The 26660-nt window shown below is 69.5% G+C and carries 21 protein-coding genes; 14 read left to right on the plus strand and 7 right to left on the minus strand.

Annotation, left to right across the window (positions count from 1 at the left end):
- The first annotated feature begins 25 nt into the window (after positions 1-25).
- Positions 26-1384: a dicarboxylate/amino acid:cation symporter gene (locus tag BLU27_RS12450; protein ID WP_092653459.1), complete on the plus strand. Its 1359-nt coding sequence runs from the start codon at positions 26-28 to the stop codon at positions 1382-1384.
- A gap of 279 nt (positions 1385-1663) precedes the next feature.
- Positions 1664-2422, plus strand: a complete 759-nt coding sequence (locus BLU27_RS28995) for a hypothetical protein (protein WP_157728497.1) — start codon at positions 1664-1666, stop codon at positions 2420-2422.
- Positions 2423-2482: 60 nt separating this feature from the next.
- Here the strand turns inward: BLU27_RS28995 and BLU27_RS12455 are convergent, their stop codons facing one another.
- A complete protein-coding gene (locus BLU27_RS12455; protein ID WP_092653461.1) occupies positions 2483-3661 on the minus strand; it encodes a hypothetical protein in 1179 nt (392 codons plus the stop codon).
- A 176-nt stretch (positions 3662-3837) separates the two neighbouring features.
- On the opposite strand from BLU27_RS12455, the gene BLU27_RS12460 reads away from it, so the two are divergent.
- Positions 3838-6432 (plus strand): glycoside hydrolase family 95 protein, encoded by a 2595-nt coding sequence (locus BLU27_RS12460; protein WP_172804943.1) that lies wholly within the window; start codon positions 3838-3840, stop codon positions 6430-6432.
- Positions 6433-6516: 84 nt separating this feature from the next.
- A complete protein-coding gene (locus tag BLU27_RS12465) occupies positions 6517-7545 on the plus strand; it encodes a glycoside hydrolase family 43 protein (protein WP_092653465.1) in 1029 nt (342 codons plus the stop codon).
- A 51-nt stretch (positions 7546-7596) separates the two neighbouring features.
- Here BLU27_RS12465 and BLU27_RS12470 read toward each other — a convergent pair whose 3' ends face one another.
- The gene (locus BLU27_RS12470; protein ID WP_092653467.1) at positions 7597-8298 is read right to left on the minus strand and encodes a CGNR zinc finger domain-containing protein; all 702 of its coding nucleotides are present in this window, start codon (positions 8296-8298) and stop codon (positions 7597-7599) included.
- 80 nt (positions 8299-8378) lie between these two features.
- Here BLU27_RS12470 and BLU27_RS12475 point away from each other — a divergent pair, with 80 nt between their 5' ends.
- The 8 genes from BLU27_RS12475 (at position 8379) to BLU27_RS12510 (ending at position 18132) form a co-directional block, all read left to right on the plus strand.
- On the plus strand, positions 8379-9713 hold the full coding sequence (locus tag BLU27_RS12475; RefSeq protein ID WP_092653469.1) for an MFS transporter: 1335 nt from the start codon (positions 8379-8381) through the stop codon (positions 9711-9713).
- Positions 9714-9850: 137 nt separating this feature from the next.
- Complete coding sequence (locus tag BLU27_RS12480) at positions 9851-11173, plus strand: ADP-ribosylglycohydrolase family protein (protein WP_092653471.1); 1323 nt, start codon at positions 9851-9853, stop codon at positions 11171-11173.
- The gene (locus BLU27_RS12485) at positions 11173-13287 is read left to right on the plus strand and encodes an ABC transporter substrate-binding protein (protein WP_092653473.1); all 2115 of its coding nucleotides are present in this window, start codon (positions 11173-11175) and stop codon (positions 13285-13287) included. Before BLU27_RS12480 ends, BLU27_RS12485 begins: the two co-directional genes overlap by 1 nt.
- Positions 13288-13346: 59 nt before the next feature.
- Complete coding sequence (locus BLU27_RS12490; protein ID WP_197681812.1) at positions 13347-14507, plus strand: winged helix DNA-binding domain-containing protein; 1161 nt, start codon at positions 13347-13349, stop codon at positions 14505-14507.
- A 130-nt stretch (positions 14508-14637) separates the two neighbouring features.
- Positions 14638-15042 (plus strand): TOBE domain-containing protein, encoded by a 405-nt coding sequence (locus BLU27_RS12495; RefSeq protein WP_092653477.1) that lies wholly within the window; start codon positions 14638-14640, stop codon positions 15040-15042.
- Positions 15039-15887, plus strand: coding sequence for a molybdate ABC transporter substrate-binding protein (modA, locus tag BLU27_RS12500; RefSeq protein ID WP_092653479.1), 849 nt, complete (start codon positions 15039-15041; stop codon positions 15885-15887). Before BLU27_RS12495 ends, modA begins: the two co-directional genes overlap by 4 nt.
- An 11-nt stretch (positions 15888-15898) precedes the next feature.
- Complete coding sequence (locus BLU27_RS12505; protein WP_092653481.1) at positions 15899-16924, plus strand: DUF4037 domain-containing protein; 1026 nt, start codon at positions 15899-15901, stop codon at positions 16922-16924.
- Positions 16925-16965: 41 nt separating this feature from the next.
- Complete coding sequence (locus BLU27_RS12510) at positions 16966-18132, plus strand: hypothetical protein (protein ID WP_092653484.1); 1167 nt, start codon at positions 16966-16968, stop codon at positions 18130-18132.
- Here the strand turns inward: BLU27_RS12510 and BLU27_RS12515 are convergent.
- The 3 genes from BLU27_RS12515 to BLU27_RS12525 are packed head-to-tail and all read right to left on the minus strand — an operon-like array spanning position 18092 to position 21395.
- Positions 18092-19117 (minus strand): DMT family transporter, encoded by a 1026-nt coding sequence (locus BLU27_RS12515; protein ID WP_172804944.1) that lies wholly within the window; start codon positions 19115-19117, stop codon positions 18092-18094. The genes BLU27_RS12510 and BLU27_RS12515 overlap by 41 nt on opposite strands.
- Positions 19114-20163 (minus strand): mandelate racemase/muconate lactonizing enzyme family protein, encoded by a 1050-nt coding sequence (locus BLU27_RS12520; RefSeq protein WP_092653488.1) that lies wholly within the window; start codon positions 20161-20163, stop codon positions 19114-19116. Before BLU27_RS12520 ends, BLU27_RS12515 begins: the two co-directional genes overlap by 4 nt.
- Before the next feature lie 53 nt (positions 20164-20216).
- Positions 20217-21395 (minus strand): mandelate racemase/muconate lactonizing enzyme family protein, encoded by a 1179-nt coding sequence (locus BLU27_RS12525; RefSeq protein ID WP_172804945.1) that lies wholly within the window; start codon positions 21393-21395, stop codon positions 20217-20219.
- 322 nt (positions 21396-21717) lie between these two features.
- Here BLU27_RS12525 and BLU27_RS12530 point away from each other — a divergent pair, with 322 nt between their 5' ends.
- Both BLU27_RS12530 and BLU27_RS12535 read left to right on the plus strand, forming a co-directional pair.
- A complete protein-coding gene (locus tag BLU27_RS12530; RefSeq protein ID WP_092653492.1) occupies positions 21718-23118 on the plus strand; it encodes an MFS transporter in 1401 nt (466 codons plus the stop codon).
- A gap of 216 nt (positions 23119-23334) precedes the next feature.
- Entirely contained in the window at positions 23335-24699 is a 1365-nt protein-coding gene (locus BLU27_RS12535) for a flavin-dependent oxidoreductase (RefSeq protein WP_197681813.1), read from the plus strand.
- Between the two features lie 23 nt (positions 24700-24722).
- Here the strand turns inward: BLU27_RS12535 and BLU27_RS12540 are convergent, their stop codons facing one another.
- Together BLU27_RS12540 and BLU27_RS12545 are read right to left on the minus strand one after the other, a co-directional pair.
- A complete protein-coding gene (locus tag BLU27_RS12540; protein ID WP_422386091.1) occupies positions 24723-25319 on the minus strand; it encodes a response regulator transcription factor in 597 nt (198 codons plus the stop codon).
- 5 nt (positions 25320-25324) lie between these two features.
- Positions 25325-26533, minus strand: a complete 1209-nt coding sequence (locus BLU27_RS12545; protein ID WP_241827933.1) for a sensor histidine kinase — start codon at positions 26531-26533, stop codon at positions 25325-25327.
- Positions 26534-26660 lie beyond the last annotated feature (127 nt).

Raw genomic sequence — 26660 nt, forward strand, 5'->3', positions numbered from 1 at the left:
CCTTTACTTCCGGAGGCTCCGCACCATGGTCGACTCGGCCACCGAAACCAGCGCGCCCAGACGGCGCGTCTCCGTACCCTTCTGGGCGCAGGTCCTGCTCGGCCTGGCGCTCGGCCTGATCCTCGGCGGCATCGCCCGCGGGTTCCAGGTCAACTGGCTCGCGGAGACCCTGACCCAGATCGGTTCCATCTTCGTCCAGCTGCTGAAGATCACAGTGGTACCGCTGATCTTCACTGCGATCGTCGCGAGCATCGCCAACCTTCGCGAGGTGCGCAACGCCGCCCGCCTCGCCGGGCAGACCCTGCTGTGGTTCATGATCACCTCCCTCATCGCGGTGGTCATCGGAATGGCGATCGGCCTGATCACCAACCCCGGAGCGAACAGCGGGCTGACCCCGGAAGGCGCGTCCTACAAGGGTGGAAGCGGCACCTGGCTCGACTTCCTGAGCGGCCTGGTCCCGGCCAACTTCCTCGGGCTCACCGCGAACACCCAGACCGGCGACACCGGGCCCACCACCTCGCTGGACTTCAACGTCCTGCAGTTGGTCGTCGTCGCCGCCGCCATCGGTATCGCCGCGCTGAAGGTGGGCGACAAGGCCGAGCCCTTCCTGGCGTTCAACCGCTCGGCTCTGGAGATCGTGCAGAAGGTGCTGTGGTGGATCATCCGCCTCGCGCCGCTCGGCACGCTGGGCCTGATCGGCAAGGCGGTTGCGACGTACGGCTGGAACCTCCTCGCCCCGCTTGCGGTGTTCACCGTCGACGTGTACGTCGGTTGCGCGCTGGTGCTGTTCGGCGTCTACTCGATCCTCGCCCGGGCGCACGGGCTTTCGCCGGCGAAGTTCTTCTCCGGTGCGTGGCCCGCGATCCAGCTGGCGTTCGTGTCCCGCTCCTCCGTGGGAACGATGCCACTGACCCGGCAGGTCACCATCCGCAACCTCGGCGTGCCCGAGTCGTACGCGTCGTTCGCGGTGCCGTTCGGCGCGACCACCAAGATGGACGGCTGCGCGGCGATCTACCCCGCCCTCGCGGCCATCACGGTGGCGCAGATCTTCGGCGTGCCGCTGGGCATCAAGGAGTACCTCCTCATCGCGTTCGTCTCGGTGTTCGGCTCCGCCGCCACCGCCGGGCTCACCGGCGCGATCGTGATGCTGACGCTCACCCTGTCGACCCTGGGTCTGCCGCTGGAGGGCGTCGGCCTGCTCATCGCCATCGACCCGATCCTGGACATGATGCGGACCGCGACCAACGTCGCCGGGCAGGCGCTGGTGCCGACGCTGGTGGCAAAGCGGGAAGGCATCCTGGACGAGGCGATCTACAACTCCGAGCGCACCGACCTGGTCAACGAGCCGGAGCCGGAGCGAGAGCGCGTGGTCGCGACGGCATAGCCACGAGATCGGCTGCGTACGTCGCAGTCTCCCTCGACGACGCCCCTGTCCTCTCCGGAGGCCAGGGGCGTCGCCGTTCCCGGATTGAAGCACCGTCTCGCTGCCAGGGCGGGAAGGCGGTTGTGCCACACCAGGCGCAAGAAGGAACTGGCCTGGCACGAGGGCTTTCGCTCCGCAAGTTTTCACTCTCCTCGGCAGCTTTACGAAGAAGTGCAGCCCACTCCCTGAAGAGTCGCTCTTCAGGTGTACGACGTCGTTGTCGCGATCTATGGTCAACGAATGAGTGAGTACGCCGACGCAATCCGTGAACTGGGTGACTGCGGCGTCATCCGTGCGTTCCAGTGGGCATGGGGCAGCGCGCGAAAGTCCACGCTGAAGTCGTTTGATCCCAAGACGGGACACGATCAGGGCTGGCTCGGATACACCGCCTACAAGATCTTCACGGCTCGACTGGATCGTGTGTTCTCGACCGGCCACTTCGAAGTTCGGTCCAACCAATCTCAGGCCGAGCGGCAACTCCTCGTGTCCACAGGGCTGTCCGAAACTGAGTACCTGACGATGCCTACTCTTCCTTCAGGCTTGGTTGTCCATGACGATCTCAATGGATCACAGGGTTGGCGTCGTGAAAACTGGCGGACGCTGTTGCAGTCATTCGGCGGTCAGCACGTGGACCGCATCATGTGGTCGCAGAAGAGCCAGACCAAACGGGGGGTGGCTCGTCAACCGGATCCCGACCAGCAACCGTTGCCGAGGGACGTCCTCGACCTCCGGATGGCCGCTGATTTGGGAGACGAGATCTTTGCGCCACCGGAGACCGCGCACCAAGCGGTGACGCTCGTCTGTGCTTACGCAATACACCTCGCTTCCGGGGAAACGGAGCTTCACTTGGGACGCCCTCGCCAGAACCGGCGTGGCGAGAAGGCCTGGTACTGGCGCAAACGAATAGATCCGGGCGGAGACAACGACGGCGACGAGGGAGGCGTACTCCAACCGTCTCGCGCACCTTCCCCGCTGCCCGCAGACAAACTCACGCTGTGAGCGCGCTGGCGCGGCACTTGGTCTCGCCGGCGCGCTCACCTAAGCATGGGTTCGCGGTCACTACTCGCAGTGGTGTTCGACGAGGGGCCGACCGAGGTCGCCGTTGGTGAACTGCCCGACCGCCCACAGGCAGTTCGTTCCTGGGATCGTTGCCACGTCGGCGAAGGCGTTGGCGACCGAGCCCGGACTGGCGCTCGGCGAGGCCGTCCACGTGTCGCCATTCCAGTGAGCGGCCAACGTCTGCCCGGCCTGGCTGCCCACGGTCCAGATGTCGTTCGAGCCGACCACCCGGACGTCACCGAGGGAGGCGTCCGCAGGAAGGCCAGACATGTCCACGGCCGACCAGGCGTCACCGTCCCAGCGCAGTACGAGCGGTGTCTGCTCCGCACCGTCCTGTTGCCAGCCGACGGACCAGACCTGACCGCGCGGACCGGTCGCCACGCTGGACAGCAGGGAACCCTCACCGGGGGCCGGGCTCTTGACGACGGTCCATCTGGTGCCATCCCAGCGCTCGGTCAGCGTACGCATCGTCCCGTCGCCGGTGTCGTAGTCACCGACCGCCCAGACGTCGTCCGCGGAGGTCGCGGCGACGTCGAGAAGGAAGCTGCCGAGCCCGTCCGTGCCGGGACTGGGGCTGGCAACCGTCGACCAGGTCCGCCCGTCCCAGTGCTGGACCAGAGTTCTGCCCGTGAAAGGCCAGGCGATCGTGCTCCCGACCGCCCAGGCGTTCGTGGGTGACAACGCGACCACCTTGTTGAGCGTCGCGTCCTGGCCCTCGACCGTCGGGCTCGGCACGATCCGCCACCGGGCGCCGTCCCAGTGGAGCACCAGCGTCCGGTGCTTGCCGTCCGGGCCGATGTCGTAGCCGGTGGCCCAGACGTCGTTCGGGGACGTGCCGGCGACGCCGAACAGCCAGTTCTCCCGGGCACTGCGGTTGGGACTGGGAATGCGCAGCCAGCGCGTGCCGTCCCAGTGCAGGGTCAGCGTGCTGACGGTCGAGTTCCCACCCGTGTAGCCGACCGCCCAGGCGTCCGAAGGACCGAACGCCACGACCCCGGTCAGGTCGGCCTGTCCGCGCAACGCCCGAACCGGTGACACCTCCCAACCGTCGCTGTCGGTCTGTGCCGACGCAGCCGTGGCCGCGCCGGTGAGAAACGTCGTCGCCATGAGTACGCCGGCGGTCACCGCGCCGATCCAGCGTGCCCGTGACCTTGTCTTCCACACGGGGATCACCTCCACGAAAGCGCATCCGTCTACCTGGGGATGCCGATGCGGAGCCGAAGGTTGCCGACGCGACCAAAAGGTGACCTACGCCGTGAGACAGGCCCTCAGACATCTGATGAATGAGCGGTAGCATGCCGCCCGGGCTGATGCCGGCTCCGTGTCTCGGCATCGTGAACAAGGGGTGGGTAGACGTGCGACTCCACTACTCGAAGCCGGCCAGGATCTGGACCGACGCACTCCCGATCGGGAACGGCAACCTCGGCGCGATGTGCTTCGGCGGCGTGGAACTCGACCGTTTCCAGCTGAACGACGACACGTGCTGGTCCGGTTCGCCGGCGACGGTGGCCGGCAACCCGCCGGTCGACGTGGACGCCGCGCGGGAGGGGCTGTCTACCGTCCGGGAGGCCCTCGACGCGGGGGATGTGCGCGGGGCGGAGGCGGCCGTCCGCAGGCTCCAGTACGGTCACAGCCAGGCGTACCAGCCGTTGGCCGACCTGTGGCTCATGCAGGACACGCGGGAGGACGGCCCGGCCGGATACCGGCGCGCACTGGATCTGCGTACTGCGGTCGCGTCACACCGGTGGACGCAAGCCGGGATTGACATCATCCAGGAGTCCTGGTCGAGCAGACCGAACGCCGCCCTCGTGGTGCACCGGCGGGTCGAGCCCCTGCCAGGCTCAGCAGACGCCGACGCCGACGCCCGGTTGCCCGAGACCACCGTCCGGATCGACTCGCCCCACCCCACCGCCACCTGCACGACGATCCCTTCTGACGCTGAGGCCGGCGCTGACGGCGCTGACGGCGCGGCGGCCGACGGGCTCGAGCTGGTCGTCCGTATGCCGTCCGACGTGATCCCCTCCCACGACAGGTCGGATTCGCCGGTCACCTACGACGACGCGCCGCGTGCGGCGGTCACCGCGGTAGTCAGGCTTCGGGTCGTCACCGACGGCCAGGTCGCCGTACGCGACGACGGGCTGACCGTCGTCGCCGCGAGCCGGTTCGTGGTACTGGTCGCTTCGCAGACCGACTACGTGGACCCGCTCACCGCGCCGCACGGTGACGTCGAGGCCCTGCGGGCCCAGGTGTCCGAGCGGCTCGACGCGCTGGTCCGGCGGCTCACGGACGGCGGTGCCGACGGCGGTGTCGACGGGGGTGTCGACGGGGGTGTCGACGGCGGGGTGAATGCGCTGCGCGCCGAGCACGTGGCAGACCACGACGCGCTGTTCGGCCGGGTCGAGCTTCGCCTCGACGGTGCCGAGCACGAGCACCAGGGCGGGCAGCTGGACGAGCTGCCCACCGACGACCGCCTCGCGCGGCACGCCGCCGGCCTGCCGGACCCGGGACTGGCGGCGCTGCTCTTCCAGTACGGCCGCTATCTGCTGATCGCGAGTTCGCGGCCGGGAATGCTGCCGGCAAACCTGCAGGGGATCTGGAACGCCTCGGTCCGCCCGCCCTGGAGCAGCAACTACACGGTCAACATCAACCTGGAGATGAACTACTGGCCGGCCGAAGTCGCGAACCTCCCGGAGTGCCATGCGGCGTTGACGGACTGGCTCCGGTACGCCCATCGGACCGGACGCGCGGTGGCCCGCGACCTGTACGGTCTGGACGGTTGGGTTCTGCACCACAACTCCGACGCCTGGGGGTTCGCGCTACCGGTCGGCGACGGTACGCACGACCCGTGCTGGGCCTCGTGGCCGCTGGGTGCGGCGTGGCTGTGCCGCCACCTGTGGGACCACTACGACTACAGCCGGGACGAAACCTTCCTGCGCGACGTCGCGTGGCCCCTGGTCAGAGACGCCGCGGTGTTCTGCCTGGACTGGTTGGTGGAACGCCCGGACGGGACGCTCGCGGTCGCGCCGTCGACCTCTCCGGAGAACCACTTCGTCGCAACGGACGGGAAGCCGGCAGCCGTGTCGGTGTCCACGACCGCCGACGTGGCGATGATCCGGGACCTGCTGGACCGAGCTCTCGACCTGCAAGCCGCGCTTGACAGGTCCGGCCGAGGCGGCAGGGGCGGCAGAGACGACGGTACGGACCGGCAGGACAAGGAATGGCGGGAGCGGGTGGTCGACGCCCTGGACAGACTTCCCGCCGAGCGGGTCGGAGCCGACGGCCGGCTGGCCGAGTGGTCCACCGAGCTTCGCGACGCCGAGCCGGAACACAGGCACATGTCGCACCTGTTCGGCGTCTATCCGGCCGAGCGGATCGGGCCCGAGTCGACTCCCGATCTCGCGGCGGCGGCGCTAGGGACTCTCACCGCGCGCGGCGACTACTCGACCGGCTGGTCGCTGGCGTGGCGGGTCTCCTTGCGTGCTCGGCTGCGAGACGCAGACGGTGCACACACCGCTCTTCGGGCGTTCCTCGTGCCGATGCCGGACGAGGTCCCGGAGAGTCCTGTGAGGGGACCGGGCGGGGTCTACCGCAGCTTGCTGTGCGCGCATCCGCCGTTCCAGATCGACGGAAACTTCGGTGTCACCGCAGGGATCGCGGAGATGCTCGTGCAGTCCCACGACTCCACCCACGAGGTCACCGAGCTCCACCTGCTGCCGGCACTGCCTGATTCCTGGCGTACCGGTGCGTTCTCGGGGCTGCGGGCACGAGGTGGCGTCACCGTCGACGCGGAGTGGACCGACGGCGTGATCGACCGGGTCTTCGTCACGCCCGACACCGACCGGCGGATCGTCGTACACGCCGGAGGCGAGCGCGTCACGATCGATGCTCGCGCGGCGGAGCGACGTGCGGTCGAAGGGACGGTCCTGGCCGGCGAGGTTGCGCGGGGATGAACCATCACCTAGCTTCATGATGATCACTTGCTCGGCGCCACTCGTACGGCTCGGACGCTTCACGTCCCTTTCAAAGGAGAAGGCATGCCGCAGGATCCCTCGTCCCCGTTCACCGGTGCCCTGAGTCGACGGGCCATGCTGGCGGCCTCCGGAGGCGCCGCCGCGGCCCTCCTCATGGGCGGTACGGCCAACGCGCAGGCAGGCGGATACCAGAACCCCGTCGAACCGACGAACCATCCCGATCCCGCGGTCCTGTTCGCCGACGGAGCGTTCTACCTGTACTCCACTGCCGGGAGCATGGGTGCGATGCCGGTGCTGACGTCGCCGGATCTGGTCAACTGGACGAAGGTCGGCAACGGCATGCCCGTGATCGCAAGCTGGTCGGTGTCCGGTCGGCACTGGGCACCGGAAGTGATGCGGATAGGGGATCGTTACCACTCCTACTACACCGCGCGTCGCGCCGACAACGGGCAGCAGGCGGTGTCGGTCTCGGTCTCGGACTCACCCGCCGGACCGTTCGTCGACGACCGGTCCGCACCGCTGGTCGGACAGGCCGACGAGGGCGGAAGCATCGACGCGTCACCGTTCCGCGACACCGACGGCTCGTTGTGGCTGCTGTGGAAGAACGACGGCAACGCGGTCGGACTCCCGTCGTACATCTATTTGCAGCGGCTGACCGACGACGGCCTGGAGCTCCAGGGAGACCGGCAGCGGATCATCGGCATGGACCAGCCGTACGAGAAGTACACGATCGAGGGCGCGTCGGTGATCGTGTACCAAGGCGCGTACTACTGCTTCTACTCGACCGGTGAGTACTGGAACGACAGTTACGGCGTCTGCTGGGCAACGGCTTCGAAGATCACCGGGCCGTGGACCAAGCAGGGGAGCGGGCCGATCCTGTCCGGTAATGAGGTGGCCTCCGGACCCGGTCACGGCATGCCGATCAAGGTCGGGCCGCACTGGTGGTACGTCTACCACGCCTGGGAGCCCGACGGCGTGCCCTCCGGCCGGCTCGTCTGGCTGTCCCGCTTGAAGTTCGGCGACGACGGACCGGTCATCGACGGCCCGCGCGTGCAGAACCCGTTCGCCCCCATCGTCCTGCGCCGCGGCTGACCGCCATGCGCCGCCGGGACTGCACACCTGACCGCCTCTGCTGAACGCCGTTCAGTGATCCGCGCCGCCGCGCCGGGCGGCGGCGCGGCGGGCGACGTAGCGCTCGATCTTCTGCGCCTTGCCGCAGTCGTTCATGTCGCACCATCGGCGGCTGTGGTTCTTCGAGGTGTCCAGGAACAACCAGGGGCAGCGTGCGCACCGCGAAACCCGGCGAAGCTGGTCGCCTACCAGCAGATCGGCGGCGGCTGCCGCGATCGGGTGCACGACCACGGCCAGGTCATCCGGCCGCGGCCACGCCCATCGCAGCGGGGGTGATCCGGGGCGCGGGCCCGACGTGTGGTGACCGTCGCGGTCGTCGGGATCGGGCCCGGCCAGGGTGGCCGCAGCCATCGCGTCGGTGACGAACGGGCGCAGGCGCGTCCAGTGCTTCGCGGTCTGCGTGGCGTCGGGCCCGCTCTCGGCGATGTGGCCGAACAGTTCGTTGAGGACGTCGCGGAGTTCGTGTGCGCTCTCGAGGGCTTGGAAGGCCTCGTCGGGTCGCCGCCGCGCCAGGCGGCGAAGCCGGCCGGCCTGCGACTCGCTGATCATCCTCACCTTGGTGGACCAGCGCAGCAGGTCGTCGTAGGTCGCCGCGTGGTCGTGCCGCTGTGGCCCGAGCGGGTCGTCGACGGTGTTGGCGAAGTCCAGTGCGAGGTGGCCGCCGACGATCGGCAGCTCCCTCGGGCCGGACGGCCGGGTCGAAGCTGTTTCCATCAAAGTCAGTTTTACCAGTTGCGGTGCCGGTGCGCACCTGGCATGTTTCCGGTGTGACCCAGTTAGCCGGAAACGCCGACATGGGGAACCGGGCTGCGGAGTCCGGGTCCGGTTCGGCCGCCGTGGCGTTGTGCGGGGTTCAGTTCGTCGACGTGCTCGGCGTGACGGTCGTGGTGACGGCCCTGCCGCGGATGCTGGCCGATCTCGGCGCGACTCCGGCCGCGGGCACGGTGGTCGTCACGGCGTACGCGATGTTCTTCGGTGGCCTGCTCATGGTGGCCTCGCGGATCGGTGACCGCCTCGGCCATCGCCGGGTGGTCCTCGCGGCACTCACGCTGTTCGCCGCCGCGTCGGTCCTGGGCGCGCTGGCCGGGTCGGTGTGGATGCTCGCCTCGGCAAGGGCACTGCAGGGCGCCGCGGCTGCCGCGTCGGTCCCGTCGGCACTGCGGCTGCTGACGACGGTGGTCCCCGAAGGTCCGGTACGCCGGCGCGCGGTTGCCGGGTGGAGCGCGGCCGGCGCCACCGCAGGAGCGTCGGGGTTCTTCGTCGGTGGTGTGCTGACCGAGGTCGTGTCGTGGCGGGCGGTGTTCTGGTTGAACATCGTGCTCGCCGCCGGGCTTGCGGCGGGCATCGTGGGAACGATCCCACGCGACCACTCCGGCGCTTCGGAAGATCGCATCGGCTGGTGGTCGTCACTGCTGCTCACCGGGGGAGCGATGGGAGTCGTGGCCGGCACTACGATGCTCGGTGAGGGCAGGTCCCGCGCGCTCGCTGTGGCGGTGACCGTTCTGGGGCTGTTGGCCGCCGCGGGTTTCGTGCTGCTCGAACGCCGGTTACGCCGTCCGCTGGTCGCCCGAGCCGCCTGGCGTTCGAGCGGTCTGCGATGGGGCGCCTTCGGGTCGTTCTTCGTCACCGCGACAACCAGTTCGTCGGTCATCGTGGCCACCCTGTACCTGCAGGGCAAGCTTGGGTTGACACCGCTGCGCGCGGCGACGCTGCTGGTGTCGTTCAGCATCCTCGCCGTCGTCGGTTCGACTCTCTCGCCTCGCCTGGTCGCGGTGCTCGGCTGGAGTCACACCGTGTCCGCCGGCCTGGGTGTCGTGGCGGTCGGCACGCTGGTGTTCGTCGTCTGGCCGCAGGTGACCGGGATCGGCCTGGCCGCCGCGATCAGTGGCCTGGGCATCGGCATCACCTCGGTCGCCGCCAACGACATGGGCACCACCGTCGACGTGCACCTCAAGGGAACCGCTGCCGGGGTACTGAACACCGCGGCTCAGTTGGGCGCCGCGGTCGGCGTGGCCGCGATCGGGCTGATCGCGACGACAAACCAGCCCCGGGTCGCGTGGCTGGTGGTCGCGGCACTCGCGGCGGGTGCCGCCGTGGCCACCGCCTCCAGCAGGGTCGGCGGACGTTGAACGAGATCCCTCCCGTCGGCCGCGGACGGGTGGCCGTATTCGGCGGCCGGACCTGTTCTCCTTGACCGTCCTTCACGGACCGGGGTTACGTGGACGCGCGGCACCCGTCCGCGCCCAGCCACACCAGGAGGCCAGCGATGCACGACGCGATCGACCTGCGCGACCTCGCCGATTGGGAGATCCGCCAACTTCGTGAGACCGGTTTCGACGTGGCCGAGGAGGAGCGCCGACTGGCCGACCTCGCTGACGGCAGTGCCGCGGACCTCGGCGCCTTGCTGGACGACCTGGCGAAGAAGGAGGCCACCGACGACCGATCCGGGTGGTCCTACGTCGAACCCACCGACTGGGAGGAGCTGGCCGCGACCCTCACCGAGCCGGCACCGTCCGTGCCGCCCACCGGTGACGACCTCGCCAACCGCATCCACGGCGCGTGGCTGGGGCGGGTCGCCGGCAACATGCTGGGCAAGCCGGTCGAGTCCGGCGACCACTGGACACCCGCGCACCTGCGCTCCTACCTCGAGCTCGCTGATGCCTGGCCGCTGGACGACTACATCCCCCTGATGGATCCGGTGCCCGAGGGATACCGGATCCTGCCGAACGCCTCCCAGACGACGCGCGGCAACGTGCACGGCAGCTCACGCGACGACGACGTGGACTACACGGTCCTCGGACTCCATCTGCTCGAACAACATGGAACCGATCTCACACCGCACCTCGTGGCGGACGCGTGGCGGCTTCTGCTGCCACTGCACCAGACCTACACCGCCGAACGTGTGGCCTACCGCAATCTGGCACTCGGCCTGCACGCGCCGGCCACGGCGGTCTACCGCAACCCGTACCGCGAATGGATCGGTGCGCAGATTCGCGGCGACGCGTTCGGCTACGTGTTCCCCGGTGACCCGGCGTCGGCGGCTCGCCTCGCCTACCAGGATGCCGTGCTCTCCCATGTCGCCAACGGCGTTTACGGCGAGATGTGGGCGGCCGCGGTGGTGGCCGCCGCGTTCACCGCGGGTTCGGCCCGGGAGGCGCTGGAGGTCTCGTGCGGCGTGGTGCCACCCGCGTCGCGGCTCGCCGAAGCGCTGCGCGACGTACTGGACATGCATGCCCGCGGACTGACCTGGGAGGCTGCGCGGACCGAGATCGGTGAGCGGTACGGTCACTACGGCTGGGTGCACACGATCAACAACGCCGCCGTGGTCGCCGCCGGACTGCTGTGGGGCGACGGCGACTTCACGCAGACGATCACGTTGACCGTGCTGGGCGGCTGGGACACCGACTCCAACGGCGCGACGGCCGGTTCGGTGGCCGGCGCCCTGGTGGGTGCCGGTGCGATCCCGGCGCACTGGGTCGACCCCCTGGAGGACCGGCTGCGCAGCGCGTTGTTCGGGTTCGACGGATCCCGGATCTCCGACCTCGCTGGGCGTACGACCCGGCTGGCCGAGCGGTTCCGCGTGCGCTGATGGCAACCACCGCACCGAGTCGCCGGGACGTCCTGCGCCTGTCGGCCGCGGCGGCGGTGGCCGCCACGCTCACAGCGTGCTCGTCGGCGGGGAAGAGCGGAGGACCGAGCGCGTCAGGTGGCCGGTCCGGCCGGCCAGCCGTGGGCAAGGGCTCGTTGACGAAGCCGCCGAAGGTCCCGAGCCGGCTGAAGGAGGCCCCGTCTCTGGCGAGGCGCGTGCGGGCCGGCGACCTTCCACCGCTGGCGGAGCGCCTTCCCGAACAGCCGTACGTCGTACCCCATCGCTGGTTGTCCCCCGGCAAGTACGGTGGTGGCCTGCTGCTGGTCGGCACCAGCACCGAGGACGGGTCGAACAAGGAGTTCATGTACGGCCACTCCTTGCTGCGGTGGCTCAACGACGGGTTGGACATCGGGCCCGGGCTGGTGCACAGCTGGGAGCCGAACGCCGACTCCACCGAGTGGACCCTGCATTTCCGCAAGGGACTGCGCTGGTCGGACGGCAGGCCGTGGACGACCGCCGACATCATGTACTGGTGGGAGGACCTGGTGCTCGACAAGGAGCACCCGGAGGTGCCGCCGGACGACGTGCGGTCGGGTACGGACACGCTGGCGAAGTTCACCGCGCCGGACGACCACACGCTTGTGCTCACCTTCGACGCGCCTGCGCCGGTCCTGCCCGAACGCCTCGCGGCCTGGGTGAACCGTGGCAACGGCGCCACCTGGATGCAGCCCAAGCACTACGTGTCGCGGTTCCACCCGAAGTACAACAAGGCGATCACCAGCAAGGCCTGGTTCAACACCCACGACGACTTGGCCAACTGGGCCACCAATCCCGCATGCCCGACGATGACCGGGTGGCGGCTCGCGAGCAACCGCGAGGGCCGCGCGGTGACGTTCGAGCGCAATCCCTACTACTGGTGTGTCGCGCCCGACGGGTGCCAGCTTCCCTACCTGGACACGCTCACGTTCACCACGGTCGTCGACCCACAGGTGCGCAAGCTCCAGGTGACAGAAGGAAAGGTGGACTACTGTCACGGGCCGTTCGTGGGCATCGGGCTGCCGGACGTGTCGTCCCTGAAGCAGTCGTCGAAGCGCAGCGGCATGCAGGTGCATCTGTGGAACTCCGGGTCGGGCACCGGCACGTTGTTCTTCTTCAACTACGACTATCCCGACGAGAAGCTGCGCACCTTGATCCGGAAGCCTGCGTTCCGGCAGGCGCTGTCGCACGCCTACGATCGGGAGGAGGTGCGCAAGTCCGTCTACTTCAACACCGGCGAGAAGACCACCGGCACCACCCACCCGACGGCGTACGAGTACATCGTCGACGAGACCGGGCGGAATACGTACGCACGCTGGCGCGACTCCTACCTGACGTACGACCCGGAGAAGGCCAAGTCGATGCTGGACGAACTCGGCGTGGTCGACCGGGACGGTGACGGCAAGCGGGAGTTGCCCGATGGTTCCAGGCTGAAGATCACCCTCGACTACCCTGCGGACACCGACCGGACCAACATCGTCAAGAACGACGTGATCAAGAAGAACTGGCGCGCCGTCGGCATCGACACCGAACTCAACCCCGTCCCGCCCACGACGTTCGGAGAGCGCTGGGAGGCGGGCCGGCTGATGTCGTACACCACCTGGGAGGTCAGTGACACCCCGCTCATCTACCCGGCCCCTGTGGTACCGGTACCACCCGCGCACTGGGCACCGCTGCACGCGCAGGGTTTCGCCTTGCAGACAGCCGATCCTGGCAAGCTGAAGGCACAGGCGCACGAGGATCCGTGGAAGCGGCAGCCGCCGTGGCTGCTGGCCGAGCCGGACAGTCCGATCGACCGGTTGTGGAAGCTGTACAGGAAGGGCCGGGTCGAGACCGACCGGATGAAACAGGTCCGGCTTCTGTGGGAGATCTACAAGGTGCACATCGAGGAGGGTCCGTTCCTGATGGGCTGCGTGGCCGACGCGCCCCAGGTGACCGTGGTGCACAAGGACCTGCGCAACGTGCCGGCACGGGAGAGTCTCGCGGCCGGCGGCTGGGTGAATGCCTGGACCCACCCGACCCCGGCGGTCTACGACCCCGAGACCTTCTACTGGACCAATCCCGATCAGCATTCGTAGGACGCACACCTGCCCGCAGAGGTCGGGAACTGGCCGCAATGGTTCCTACGGTTGCGGCCATGACCAACCAGCTCCCCACGCGGCTGACGTGGCAGCAGGTGTGCGCCCGGCGCCTGCAGGTGCACGCCCTGGCCCGCCCGGCCAAGGATGCCCGTCCGTCCGAGATCGTCGCGGCGACTGCCGGCACCCATGCGCAGGTGATGTCGGCCGCCGAACTCGGGATCGCGCTCCGGATCGAGGGCGCCACCCGCGTCGACGTCCGGCACGCGTTGTGGAACGAGCACAGCCTGATCAAGACGTTCGGGCCACGCGGCACCGTTCACCTCCTGCCCGCGGCCGAGCTCGCCGTCTGGACCGGCGCGCTGTCCGCCGTCGCGCTCGGCCCGAGCCCACTTCCGGACTCGGTGCGGATGAGCCCGGACCAGACCGAGGCCGTGCTCGACGCGATCGGCACCGCGTTGCTGGGTACCGAGCTCACCGTGGACGAACTCACCGAAGCCGTCGCGGACCTCGCCGGGCCGTGGGCCGCGGATCCGGTGATGCCGGCGTTCCAGACGTACTGGCCACGGTGGCGGCAGGTCCAGCACCTCGCGGGGCATCGAGGGTCGCTGTGCTTCGGACCGAACCGCGGCCGCAACGTGACCTACACCAACCCGCGTCGCTGGCTTCCGTCGTTCCGGCCGGCCGCGGCCGAGGAGGCGTTGCCCCGGCTCCTGCGCAGCTACCTGCGTGCGTACGGCCCGTCGACTCCCCAGCGGTTCGCGCACTGGCTGAACGCGCCGGTGTCGTGGGCACACTCGGTGTTCGAATCCGCGACCGGGCAGCTGTGCCAGGTCGACGTCGAGGGGAGCCCTGCCTGGTTGCCGGCCGGCGAGTCGGACGTGCCGGACGAGATGCCGAGCGGGGTACGCCTGCTGCCGTACTTCGACGGATACGCCTACCGGGTGGGGAACCAGCCGCCCGAGCACCTATGTCCGGGACGCGCTGCCGACCGGATCCTCGGCGGAAACTTCCAGGTGCTCCTGGTCGACGGGGTGGTCGGCGGACTGTGGCACCAGCGCCGAAGCGGCCGGCGGATCGCGGTCACCGTCGAGCCGCTGGTGGACCTGACCCCTGCCCAGCGCGGGGAGCTCGACTTGCAGGTGTGCCGGGTGGGTGAGGTGTTGCAGGGCAACGCGACGTTGACGATCGGCCGGGTGACCGTCGGCAGCCACGGCTGAGACCGACTCGGCCGGGTCGGCCGACTGAGAACACCGTCCGGCAGATGCCGGAAGTAGTCCGCAGAGTGAGGCGCAGATGCGAGGCGGTTCGGGGCTGTCGGCTGGCACCTGCGCCCGCTATGGTGTCGGCGTGGCATCGTTTCGAATCAGTGAGGCCGCCGAGCTCCTGGGCGTCAGCAACGACACGGTACGTCGTTGGGTGGACGCAGGCCGGCTCGCCGCGGACCGGGACGGGCAGGGACACCGGGTGGTGGCCGGGCAGGACCTGGCCGCGTTCGCCCGTGCGCAGGCAGGCGACCCGGACGCGGACGAGGGCACCAGGTTCTCCTCCGCCCGCAACCGGCTCCGCGGCATCGTCACCGCCGTCGCCAAGGACACCGTGATGGCCCAGGTCGACATCCAGGCCGGGCCGTTCCGGGTGGTCTCGTTGATGAGCCGGGAGGCGGTGGACGAACTCGGCCTGGAGGTGGGCTCGGTGGCCGTCGCGGTGATCAAGTCGACGAACGTCGTGGTCGAACGCGCGGACCGGTCATGAGCGCGCGCCTGCGCCCCGCCGTCGCCGTCCTCGCCGCGGCAACGCTGGCCGGGCTGGCCGGGCTGGTCGGCCTGGCCGGCTGCGGGGGCGGTACGAACTCCGCCGGCGACGACTCCGGCAACCCTCCCGGCAGGAGTGCCACCAGCACGAAGTCCCACATGCCGAAGGTCTCCGGGACGATCACGGTGTTCGCCGCCGCCTCCCTGACCGAGTCCTTCACCACGCTGGGCAAGGAGTTCGAGGCCGCCCACCCGGGCGTCACGGTGCGGCTCAGCTTCGGCGGCAGCTCCGCCCTGGCCACCCAGATCAACCAGGGCGCCCCCGCGGACGTGTTCGCCTCGGCCGCCCCGGCCAACATGCAGGCCGTGACCGAGCAGGGTCACGGGGCCGGCAGCCCGACCACCTTCGTCCGCAACCAGCTCGTGATCGCGGTGCCGAAGGGAAACCCGAAACACGTGCGAGGGCTGGACGATCTGACGAGGCCGGGGACGAAGGTCGCGCTGTGCGCGGAGCAGGTGCCCTGCGGCGCGGCAGCACGAAGGGCCCTGACGGCGGCCCACGTGAAGCTCACTCCGGTGACGCTGGAGCCCGATGTCAAGGGCGCCCTGACAAAGGTCAGGATCCGCGAGGTCGACGCGGCACTCGTCTACCGCACGGACGTCCGCTCGGCCGCCTCCGACGTCGACGGGGTGGAGTTTCCCGAGTCGGCCAAGGCGGTCAACGCGTACCCCATCGTCGTTCTGAAGGACGGCCGGAACCCGAACGGTGGCAGGAGATTCGTCGACTACGTGCTGTCCGGTCGTGGACGGGACGTGCTCACCCGCGCGGGGTTCCGGACTCCGTAGAGTCCATCTCCATGACGGGATTCGCTTCCGGCAGGGAGCTCAGCGCGCGGTTCTACCACGAGGCCGTGCGGCCGGTCCTGGACGCGACGTCTCCGGGGTTGCCGCACAGCGCGGCGCTTCTCGGCCGGGGCTCGGAGGTGCTGGGCTTCGACGACGAGATGTCCGCGGACCACGACTGGGATGCGCGCGTGCTGGTCTTCCTCTGTGAGAAGGACCAGGCCCGGCACGGTGATGCTCTCGACGACGCACTGCGGGCGCGGCTGCCCGCCAGGTTCGCGGACCATCCGACCAAATACGAGATCCACACCCTGCGTGGCTATTTCCTCACCCACCTGGGTTTCGACCTCGACGACGAGCTCGATGCGCACGACTGGCTCACCTTTCCCGAGGAACGACTCCGGATGTTCACCGCCGGCGCCGTCCACCACGACGACGTCGGGCTGCAGGCTGTCCGTGACCGGTTCGCCTACTACCCGCACGACGTCTGGCTCTACCTCCTGCTGGCGGGTTGGTGGCGGGTCCATCCCGAGGCCAACCTGGTCGGTCGAACCGGCTACGTGGGTGACGAACTCGGGTCGGCGATCATCGGTGCTCAGCTGGTGCACGACCTGATGGCGTTGTGTTTTCTGATGGAACGCCAGTACGCGCCGTACTCCAAGTGGTTCGGCACCGCCTTCTCCAAGCTCGCCTGCGGCGCCGGGCTGTCGCCCGTACTCACGCGGGCTCTTCGGGCGGTCAGCTGGCCCGAACGCCAGGAGGCGTTGGCAGTGGCCTACGAATCGGTCGCGGCCATGCACAACGCGCTGGGTGTCACCGAGCCCGTCTCCACCGAGGTGCACCAGCTGTGGAACCGCCCGTTCGAGGTCGTCTGGGGAGACTTCCCCGGCGCGCTTCGGACGCGGATCACGGACCCGGCGGTGGACCGCATCGCACGCCGCTGGCCGGTCGGACGGATCGACCAGGTACGAGACCTGTTGCCGGTGCCGCGCCACCGGCAGGAGTTGCTGCGCCTGTACGAGGAGCCTGACGAGAGGTAGTCGTTCGCGCCCGCGGGGGAGTGGGGCGTACTGTCCGCGGGATGAGTGAGCTGGTTCCCGTGCTGTGGATCTGCGGGCCGCCGGGAGTAGGCAAGTCGGCGGTCGGCTGGGAGGTCTTCACCCAGTTGGTCGGCTCCGGTGTGAACGCCGCCTACGTCGACCTGGACCAGCTCGGCATGTGTTATCCCGAGCCCGCGGACGATCCGGGCCGCCACCGGATGCAGGCGACGAACCTCGCTGCCGTCGTGGCCAACTACGCGGCCGCCGGGGTCAGGTGTGTGGTCGCCTCGGGGCTCCTCGACCCCGAGAGCGACGCACCGGTGGGGCCGCTGCCGCGGGCGGCGGTGACCGTGTGCCGGTTGCGGGCCGCCGACGACGTACTCCGTGAGCGGTTCGTCGGCCGCGGCGTCCAGGCCGAGCTGGTGGACGCCGTCCTACGGGAGGCGGCGGCGCTGGACGCCGGCGACTCCGGCGACGTCCGAGTCGACACCACCGGCCTGCCCGTCCCCGAGGTGGTACGCCTGGTGCGTGCGCGGATCGGGCAGTGGCCGGGCCCGGCAGGGACGGTCTCGGCTGCCGGGCCGGCGCCGCGACGGATCAGCCACGCACCCGGTCCGATCGTGTGGGTGTGCGGCGCCAGTGGGGTCGGCAAGTCAACGGTGGGTTGGCAGTTGTTCGAGCACGCGCGGGCAGGGGGCGTGCCCGCGGCGTTCGTCGACCTGGACCAGCTCGGCCACTTCCGGGTCCAGGCCCCTGGCGTGGATCCCCACCAGATCAGGGCGAACAACCTCGCGGCAGTGTGGGACACGTTCCATGCCGGCGGAGCTCGGTGCCTGGTCGTCAACGGGCCGGTCGACGACCCCGCCTCGGTACGCACCTACGCCGACGCGGTGCCGGCCGCGACGCTGACCGTGTGCCGGCTCCACGCCGGGACGGAGGAACTGACCCGCCGGATGCTGAGGCGCGGCCGGGGCGGCAGCTGGTGGCAGCCCGGCGATCTGCTGAGAGGCCAGCCGGACTCCTTCCTGCGGGAGATGGCGAACGACGCGGCGACGGCCGCGGCCCGCCTGGAGCAAGCCGGGGTTGGCGACCTCCGGGTCGACACGGACGGGCGTACGGTCGAGCAGGTGGTGCAAGCCGTCCTTGCCCGTACCGGCGGCTGGCCGGCTACGGCCCGACCGATGTCTGCTTGTCCCGGGCGGCGGTGACCCCGGACACCGTGACTGCCAGCACCATCAGTGCCGAACCCAGCAACAGCCAGCCGGTGGGCATCGGCTCGGACGGCACGAGGGCGTCCAGCGCGATTCCGCACACCAGCTGGCCGGACAGGGCCGCCAGCACCGTCCGCAGTACGCCGATCGACCTGGCCGCGATCATGTTCGCGCCGGTGACCACGAGGGCGAGCACGCCACCGAGGTAGGCCCACCAGGTTGCCGGCCAGCCGGCGAACGGCAGGGCACCCACAGTGGCGAGCACTCCCGCGGCCAGGCCGAGCGCGGTGGTGCCCACCGTCGCGTTCACCAGCGACGCCGCGCCCACGTTGCGGGCAACCGTCGCCAGCCTGGCGTTCAGTGCGGCCTGGACCGACCGTCCCATGCCGAGGACCAGGACGAAGACGATCACCGCGAGCGCCACGTGGGCTGCCGAATGACCGATCTGAGCGACGGCCATCGCGACGACGGCCAGCGCCGCCCCGGCCACCCTTCCCGTACTCACCGGGAGTCGACCGGAGGAGCCGAGACCGACCCGGTCGGCGGCGAGGCCGCCCACTCCGGTGCCGCAGACCGAGACGACGGTGAACAACGCAACTCCGAGGATCGGCGCGGCCAGGGCAGTACCGGCGACCGAAGCCGCTCCCAGGACGCCGCCCAGGTAGGCCCACCACGGCAACCGTTCGCGAGCGACGCGCCGCAACGAGGTTCGCACGGCCGGTGAGGCGAAGGCGATCACGAGCAGGAGCACGGTGGCGAGTCCGTTGCTGACCAGCGCCGCGGTCACCGGCGTGCCGAGGCCGGTGGCCAGGCGGCCGTTCACCAGTGCCTGCGCGGCCGAGGCGGCGCCACCGGTGACGGCGACGGCCACCGCACCCGCTTGTCCGACGACGCCCGACAGCAACCGCCGGTCGTGCGTGTCGTCGGTCGGCGCCGTGCGGGAGACGCCAGGGTTCGGTGTCCGCGGTGGCGAGGGGCTCACTCCCACTCGAAACCGGGTCCCTGCGGAGCAAGCGCGCAGCCGCCCTCGAGTCGCGGGAACGCCGACGGCGACGACCGCAGGCCGGTCTCCAGCCAGACCGCGGTCGGTGCGCACAGCAGCAGGCTCAGCGCAGCCGGACCACCGCCGTGAGAGGCGTACGGTACGCCGAACGCCGAGGCCAGCGCTCCGACCGCGCGGATCTCGGTCGGCCCGCCCGCGCGGCGGAGGTCCGGCTGAACGATGTCGCAGCCACGGCGTTGGAAGAACTCACGGAACTGGCGGGCACCGTAGAGATTCTCACCCGCAGCGACCGGGATGAGCAGCCGGCTGGTGAGTTCGGCGTAACCCGCGAAGTCCTGTGCGGGCAGTGGTTCCTCGAACCACGTCACGCCCAGCTCGCCGAACGCCTCGCCCCGGCGCAGCGCCTCGCTGAGTGTCAAGACCTGGTTGGCGTCGACCATGAGCGCGACGTCGGGGCCGACCTGCGACCGGACTGCCTCGATCCGGCGTACGTCGTCGTCCAGGTCACCGGCGCCCACCTTGATCTTCACCCCGCGAAAGCCCTGCGCGACCGCCTCGCCGCACTGCTGCCGGAGTTCGTCGAGGTCGTAGTTGGACCAGCCGACCATCGCGTACGCGGGTACGCGATCGCGGTGGGCGCCCCAGAGTTGGTACGTCGGCACGCCGTGGGCCTTGCCCAGCAGGTCCCACAACGCGACGTCGACCGCGCTGATGCCGAACGTCGCGAACCCCGCGGTGCCGTGGTACTCGGTCTCCATCTTCAGCGACTCCACGATCGCCGGGATCCGGGTGGCGTCCTGGCCGACCACCAGCGGAGCGAGCACCTCGTCGATGAAGACCGACAACGCCTTCGGCGCCCCGTCGATCCGCCCGAATGACGACGAGCCGCGCCCGACCAGTCCGCCTTCGGACTCGATCTCCACGCTCACCGAACCGCCGCCGGTCAGGGTCTGCAGGGCGTCGCGGATCGGCCGGGCCGCGTGCGGGCGCACCGAGTAGGCCGTACGCACTTCCTTCACCCGCATGACTGTCTTCCCCGCCTCGTCTCGTTGCGTTGGTTCTGCGGCTTCGTACGCTGTCACCAGTCGGAGACGGAGTTGTCCTCCCGGCGGAGGATGTGCGTGCCCGCCATCTGATAGGGCTCGGCGAGTGCCGCCTCGTCGTCCAACTCCACGCCGAGGCCGGGGGATCCGCCGCTGTAGAGGTTGCCGCCCTCCAGCCGCATGTCGGTGGTCACGATGTCGGCGAGGATGTCCGGCCGCCAGGTGAGTTCCTGGACGGCGAACAGCGGTGTGGACAGGTCGAAGTGCAGGCAGGCCGCGGTTGACACCGGCCCGAGTGGGTTGTGCGGGACCTGTTCGATGTAGTGCGTCTCACACCAGCCGGCGACTTTGCGTGCCTCGGTGAGGCCACCGCAGATGCACAGGTCCACCCGGCAGTAGTCCATCAGGTCCTGTTCGACGAGTTCGCGCCAGTCCCACTTGCTCGGAAGCTGCTCGCCGGTGGCGATCGGCACCGAGATGTGCTGGCGCAGGTAGGCGAACTCCGAGGGGTTCTCCGCCCGCAGTGGATCCTCGATGAAGAACGGCCGCATGGGCTGGAGCTCGCGGGCCAGTTCGATGGCGTACGGCGGAGTGGTGCGCTGGTGGAAGTCTACGCAGATCTCGACCTCCGGGCCCACCGCGTCCCGCAGCGCGCCGAAGGCCTCCACGGTCCACCGCACCGCTCGGGACTGTTCGTAGATGCCTTCCGCGCCCTGCCTGCTGCCCTCGCCGGCCCCGAACCGGATGAACTGCCAGCCCTGTTCGACCTGGCCCTTCGCGTAGTCGACCATCGCGTCGATCGCGCCGCGTGGGCCGTGGCCGGCGCCAGGTTGCTGAACGTGGCAGTAGCAGCGTGCGTAGTCGCGGGTGCGTCCGCCCAGCAGGTCGTAGACAGGGACGCCGAGTACCTTGCCGCGCAGGTCCCACAGCGCGATGTCGATGGCAGCCACAGCGGCGGAGTGGACGTGCCCGCCACGGAAGAAGTGGCCGCGCCACAGCGTCTGCCAGATGTGTTCGATCCGGGTCGGGTCCATCCCGCGGAGGATGGGTGCGAAGCTCTCGACCATCCCGCGTACCGCCAGCTCACGGCCCGTGACCCCGGCCTCACCGAGACCGGTCACACCCTCGTCGGTGTAGATCTTCACGAACGTGTAGTTGCGGCTCGGGCGCTCGCGGTCGTGGACCAGGAAAGTCTTGACGTCCGTGATCTTCATGAGTCTCCTCATGGACGTACGGGGCCCGGCGGGCCGGACGCCCGCCGTGATTTCCTTCGATACTAGGGCGAACCACGCCCGAGTCGGTCGGTGGGCAAACGCTGTCCGTTGTCGGACAACTGTCGTCTGCCGTCGGCGGTGACGAACTGGACCGGCGCGGCCGGGCACTGCCCGCCGGGCTGCTGTTCAGGCGGGCAGTTGTCACAATGGGGTCCCGCTCGCATGCAGGCGCAAGCCGAGCTTGCCTGCGACAGTTCGGGTTTTGAAACGTTGCACAGGACACTGCTAGCGTGCCCCGTCCGGAACCGGCCGAGGAGGACTAGTGAGTTCACAGAAATCCGCCAGACCGACCGTGGAGAAGGAACAACCATCCGGGGTGTTGCGCCGAGCGATCGCCGCGTCGGCCATCGGGAACGGAACCGAGTGGTTCGACTACGGCATCTACTCGTACGGCGTCATCTACATCTCGGCCGCGTTCTTCCCGGGTGACACCCAGAACGCGACGCTGTTTGCTCTGTTGACGTTCGCGGTGTCGTTCCTCGTCCGCCCGCTGGGTGGTCTGATCTGGGGGCCGCTGGGTGACCGGCTCGGCCGCAAACACGTGCTCGCGCTGACGATCCTGCTGATGTCCGGTGCGACCCTGGCGGTAGGGCTCATTCCCACCTACCACTCCATCGGACTGTGGGCGCCCGCACTGCTGGTCGTCCTGCGGATGATCCAGGGGTTCTCGACCGGTGGCGAGTACGGCGGTGCGGCGACGTTCATGGCCGAGTACGCGCCCAGCCGGCGTCGTGGCTTCTTCGGCAGCTTCCTCGAGTTCGGCACCCTGGCGGGCTTCTCGCTCGGTGCTCTGCTGATGCTCGGCTGCTCGTTGGCGCTCGGCGACGAGACCATGCACGCGTGGGGCTGGCGGTTGCCGTTCCTCGTGGCCGCGCCGCTGGGTCTGATCGGCGTCTACCTGCGCTCCAGGCTGGAGGACACGCCGGTGTTCCAGGAGCTGGAGGCATCGGGTGAGAAGGAGAGGATCCACCACCCGTTCCGGAGCCTGATCACGGAGTACTGGCGGCCCATCCTCCAGCTCGGTGGGCTGGTGATCGCACTGAACGTCGTCAACTACACCTTGCTGACGTACATGCCGACCTACCTCAAGACTGAGATCGGCCTGAGCGCGAACGTCTCGCTGGTCGTCCCGATCATCGGCATGCTGGCGATGATGCTGTTCGTGCCGTTCGCAGGTGCGTTCTCCGACCGGTTCGGCCGCAAGCCGATGTGGTGGCTGTCGCTCGGCGGGCTGTTCATCGCGGTCGTGCCGATGTTCATGCTGATGGCGACGAACGTCGTGGGGGCGATCATCGGGTTCGCCGTCCTCGGCCTGCTCTACGTCCCGCAGCTGGCGACGATCTCCGCGACGTTCCCGGCGATGTTCCCCACCCACATCAGGTATGCCGGGTTCGCGATCGCCTACAACGTCTCGACGTCGTTGTTCGGAGGCACGGCACCGGCCGTCAACGACTGGCTGACGGCGAAGACGGGAGTCGCGCTCACGCCGGCGTTCTACATGATGGCCGCCTGCGCGATCGGCGCCATCTCGCTGGTCCGGATCCCCGAGACCAGCCGGTGCCCGATCAACGGAACCGAGGTGCCCGGCACCGAGGACGCCCCGCCGCCGGTCGCGCTGGAGCCGGCGGGCGCACCTGCCCCGGCTGCGGCCCGCTCCACCTGAGTGCAGGGCCAGGCATGCTCGGCTGACCCGGCTTGCTGGACGAAAGTCCTGCCCCGACGCGATCGGCGTCGGGGCAGGACTGCGTCTGGCTGAAGGATCCTTTCGCCGAAAGGAACGACTCGTCGGCAGGCGCCGCCACCGCTGAGGGAGTTCGTCGAAAGACGTCTGCCGTAGGAAGTGTCCTACCGGACCTACCCGGCGGGTGCGCATCGGACCATGGATCATGGTGTCAAGAAGTACACATCGTGGTGGTGTGACCTCACCGTGGTGTGGTTGATCATGTCGAGTGAGACGGCGATCTTGCGGGAGGAATGCATGAAGGTACTGATCGTCGGAGGCGGGATCGGGGGCCTCACCGCCGCGCTCAGCCTGCACGCGGCCGGTCTCGACTGCGAGGTCGTCGAGTACGTCGTGGAGCCCCGGGCGCTCGGCGTGGGAATCAACCTGCAACCCCACGCCGTCCGTGAACTCACCGAACTCGGCCTGGGGAATGCGCTCGCCGAGATCGGCATACCGACGAGCCGGATGACCTACACCGACAGGTTCGGCGGCACGATCGTGACGATTCCGCGCGGGAGGTTCGCGGGATACGACTGGCCGCAGTACTCCGTCCATCGCGGCGAGTTGCAGATGATGCTCCTTGCCGAGGTACGCGAACGCCTCGGCGGGATCTCGACCGGACTGGCGCTGGAGAACCTCGAGGAGGACGGCGCCGGCGTCACGGCGCACCTGCGCGACGTACGGACAGGGGAGCACGTGTCGAGGAGGGCTGACGTACTCGTCGGTGCGGACGGCCTGCACTCGACGGTCCGTGCCCGGCTCCATCCGGACGACGGACCGCTCCTGTGGAGCGGGATCCGGATGTGGCGCGGAGTGGTCGAAGGTGAGCCCTACCTCGACGGCGCCACGATGATCGTCGCGGGTTCCAACCGATCGGCGAAGTTCGTGCTCTACCCCGTCTCCGCTGCCGCCCAGGCCCGCGGGCGGGCGCTGCTCAACTGGGTCGCCGAGGTGACGCTCGCGGAGCCGGGCCCGGTACCCGTCGCGGACTGGTCCCGGCTCGGCCGGCTGGAGGACGTACTCCCGCACTACGACGGCTGGCGGCTTCCCGGCCCCGACATCGCAGCGATCATCTCCCGTACGGAACGGATCCTGGAATATCCCATGGTGGACAAGGATCCTTTACCTCATTGGGGGACTGGACGGGTCACTCTGCTGGGAGACGCCGCGCACCCGATGTATCCGGTGGGTTCCAACGGCGGATCGCAGGCCGTCCTCGATGCTCGCGTCCTGGCGAGGGAGCTTGCGATGGCCGACGACCCGGTTGCCGGACTGGCGGCCTACGAGGCCGAACGGCGAACCGCCACGACCGAACTCGTACTCGCCCAGCGCGAACTGCCCATGGAGCAGACGATCGAGCTGGTCACCGAACGCGCGCCCCACGGCTTCGACGACATCGCCGACGTGCTGACGCCGGAGGAACTCGCCGACATGTTCGACGCCCAGCGGCGGCTCAGCGACACGGACGTACAGGCGCTCAACAGCCGTCCGTCGTGGAATGTCGTACGGCAGAAGGCCTGAGGGCTCCTGCGAAACCTGCGCGGTCAGAGCCAGCCGGCATCGTGGGCCGCGCGGAAGGCCTCTCCGCGGGTGCGTACGCCGAGCTTGGTGACAGCCGCCGCGAGGTAGTTGCGAACCGTGCCGTGGGAGAGGTTCATCCGGCGGGCCACGACCGTGAGCGGGGTGTCGTACTCGGCGAGGCGCAGCACCTCCAGCTCGCGCGGGCTCAACGGGCATTCGGGGGCGCTGAGCGCGTCGGCGGCCAGTGCCGGATCGACGTACCGACCGCCCGCCGAGACTCGCCGGATCACCTCGGCGAGCGCACCACCGGGAGATCCCTTCGGCAGAAAGCCTTTCGCCCCGGCGGCGAGTGCCTTCTGCAGATGCGGCGGCCGGCCGCGGCCGGTGAGGATGACGACGTGGCAGGAGGGGAGGACGCGACGGAGTTCGGCGGTGACCTCCAGCCCGTCCAGCCCCGGCATCTGCAGGTCGACTACGGCGACGTCTGGCCGGTGCGCTCGGGCCGCCTCGACCGCGGTCGCGCCGTCGGCCGCCTGCGCGACGACCTCCAGGTCGGGTTCGAGGTCGAGCAGCGCGGCCAGCGCGGTGCGGATGAGTTCCTCGTCGTCGGCGAGGAGCACGCGGATCACGATACGTCCGGCGGTCCGGCCGAAGCGGTCGGCGGGGGATCGACCGGCACGGTCGCCGCGAGCGTGAACACGTCGTTCACCTCCTCGACGTTCATGGAACCGCCCAGCTCGGCAAGCCTGTCGGCGACGCCACGCAGCCCGAAGCTGTGGCGATCGGGACCGGACCGGTCCGCGCCGTCGTTGGAGACGGTGAGCGTCATCTGGTCCGCGTCCCGTGCAATCGCGACAGTGGCCCACGTGGCCCTGCTGTGCCGGAGTATGTTCGTACCCGCCTCTCGTAGTGTGAGCGCGAACGCAGTGGCGATGTGGGCAGGCAGGTCATCGACGGAGTTCGTTGCCGTGCAACGGATTCCGGACGAACGCAAGACCTGGTTGACAGCACTCAGCTGATCGGACAGGTCGATCGAACGGTAGCCGTGCACAGCCTCGCGTACCTCCGACAACGCGGTGGCGGCCAGGCGTTGCACCTCGGCCGACTCGTCCGCGGCCCGGCCGGGATCCGTGCCGGCCAACCGTGCGGCGAGTTCAGCCTTCAAGGCGATCACGGCGAGCCGATGACCGAGCAGGTCGTGGACGTCGCGGGCGAAGCGCAGGCGTTCCTCGGTCACCGCAAGGCGAGCTTGCGCGTCCCGCCCGGCTCGTGCCTGCAGGAGCAGGCTCCACAACCAGATCTGCAGCCCGCTCAATGCTGCGACGGACACCGCGAGCGAGGCGGTCACCACCAGGAACGCCCACACCGCCGCACCCGTCGCCAGGGCCACGACTGTCGCGCAGCCGAGCACAGCGGCGGCCACCGCCAGCGCGTGCCGCCGGCCGGTGAGCATCGGCGAGAAGCCCGCTGTCGTTCCGCCGAACCATGCCCACGTCAGCCACTCGGTGCCACCGACCGGCGCGACCAGCGGCACCGACGCCACGCAGGTGGCACCGAAGGCCGCCAGCAGCCGACGGCGGGTACGGGCGGCCAGCCACGGCGTCGCGGTGGCGTAGAGGCAGCCGGCCAGGGCGACCCCGAACGCGGTGGTACCCACGGCGCCGAGCACGGCCCACGCCGGCCGCTGTTCCCTGAACACGGCGAGGTACGGCATCGCCATACAGGCGAGCCAGCCCGCGGCGAGTGACCCGATGGTCGCCCACCGGGCCCGCCGCAGCCGGGGGTCCGTGGCGTCGGCGGGTTCGCTGCCCGCAATCGCGCTCAGAGTGGTCACGCCCAGATCGTAGGCGGCCGGGACACCGGACCGCCTCACCCGCCACAGTGCCGCGGCAAGACCTGCGAACTGCACGGGCAGACGATGACAATCCGCATCTGGGGGTTGCGCCCGGCCGGATCCACGC

The sequence above is a fragment of the Actinopolymorpha singaporensis genome, assembly GCF_900104745.1.
In the GTDB taxonomy this organism is placed as follows: domain Bacteria; phylum Actinomycetota; class Actinomycetes; order Propionibacteriales; family Actinopolymorphaceae; genus Actinopolymorpha; species Actinopolymorpha singaporensis.

What these genes read in the sequence shown, in the direction of transcription:
- BLU27_RS12450 (WP_092653459.1), top strand. Translation starts at nt 26, where the DNA reads ATGGTCGACTCGGCCACCGAAACCAGCGCGCCCAGACGGCGCGTCTCC.
- BLU27_RS28995 (WP_157728497.1), top strand. Translation starts at nt 1,664, where the DNA reads ATGAGTGAGTACGCCGACGCAATCCGTGAACTGGGTGACTGCGGCGTC.
- BLU27_RS12465 (WP_092653465.1), top strand. Translation starts at nt 6,517, where the DNA reads ATGCCGCAGGATCCCTCGTCCCCGTTCACCGGTGCCCTGAGTCGACGG.
- BLU27_RS12470 (WP_092653467.1), bottom strand. Translation starts at nt 8,298, where the DNA reads ATGGAAACAGCTTCGACCCGGCCGTCCGGCCCGAGGGAGCTGCCGATC.
- BLU27_RS12475 (WP_092653469.1), top strand. Translation starts at nt 8,379, where the DNA reads ATGGGGAACCGGGCTGCGGAGTCCGGGTCCGGTTCGGCCGCCGTGGCG.
- BLU27_RS12480 (WP_092653471.1), top strand. Translation starts at nt 9,851, where the DNA reads ATGCACGACGCGATCGACCTGCGCGACCTCGCCGATTGGGAGATCCGC.
- BLU27_RS12485 (WP_092653473.1), top strand. Translation starts at nt 11,173, where the DNA reads ATGGCAACCACCGCACCGAGTCGCCGGGACGTCCTGCGCCTGTCGGCC.
- BLU27_RS12490 (WP_197681812.1), top strand. Translation starts at nt 13,347, where the DNA reads ATGACCAACCAGCTCCCCACGCGGCTGACGTGGCAGCAGGTGTGCGCC.
- modA (WP_092653479.1), top strand. Translation starts at nt 15,039, where the DNA reads ATGAGCGCGCGCCTGCGCCCCGCCGTCGCCGTCCTCGCCGCGGCAACG.
- BLU27_RS12505 (WP_092653481.1), top strand. Translation starts at nt 15,899, where the DNA reads ATGACGGGATTCGCTTCCGGCAGGGAGCTCAGCGCGCGGTTCTACCAC.
- BLU27_RS12510 (WP_092653484.1), top strand. Translation starts at nt 16,966, where the DNA reads ATGAGTGAGCTGGTTCCCGTGCTGTGGATCTGCGGGCCGCCGGGAGTA.
- BLU27_RS12520 (WP_092653488.1), bottom strand. Translation starts at nt 20,163, where the DNA reads ATGCGGGTGAAGGAAGTGCGTACGGCCTACTCGGTGCGCCCGCACGCG.
- BLU27_RS12525 (WP_172804945.1), bottom strand. Translation starts at nt 21,395, where the DNA reads ATGAAGATCACGGACGTCAAGACTTTCCTGGTCCACGACCGCGAGCGC.
- BLU27_RS12535 (WP_197681813.1), top strand. Translation starts at nt 23,335, where the DNA reads ATGGATCATGGTGTCAAGAAGTACACATCGTGGTGGTGTGACCTCACC.